This is a genomic window from Bacillus cereus group sp. BfR-BA-01524 (assembly GCF_022662595.1).
GTDB lineage: Bacteria > Bacillota > Bacilli > Bacillales > Bacillaceae_G > Bacillus_A > Bacillus_A thuringiensis_S.
The window spans coordinates 1-295 of record NZ_JAKUDW010000358.1; the positions used below are offsets into that span (position 1 = coordinate 1).

Sequence of the window (295 nt, forward strand, 5' to 3'; positions counted from 1 at the left end):
GAATACCAGGAAGTTCATCAAATGGTTTTACCATGCACCAAAAGCAACCACCTGCGAAGGTTGCGAGTTCGTATGTTTTTTCGGACATTGCTGTAATCCTCCTAAATGTATATGTTTTATATAGTATTATATAAATTGTTTTATTGCGCAATAAAAAAGATTTGAAAATATATGTTTTTTATAAACAAGATCCTCCGCTCACATCAATTAATTGTCCAGTAACCCAGCGGCTGTCTGGAGAAGCAAGAAATGCAGCAGTATCGGCAATGTCTTCTACTTCACCTAAGCGATTGAA

General features: G+C 36.3%; 2 protein-coding genes. Both read right to left on the reverse strand.

Going from position 1 to position 295, the window contains the following annotated elements; translation table 11 throughout:
- Positions 1–127, reverse strand: a 127-nt coding sequence (locus MR170_RS31460; RefSeq protein WP_242310720.1) for a peptide-methionine (S)-S-oxide reductase, incomplete at its 3' end; no start/stop codon positions are given.
- Between the two features lie 51 nt (positions 128–178).
- Positions 179–295: SDR family oxidoreductase (locus MR170_RS31465; protein ID WP_242310722.1), on the reverse strand; the 117-nt coding region annotated here is incomplete at its 5' end.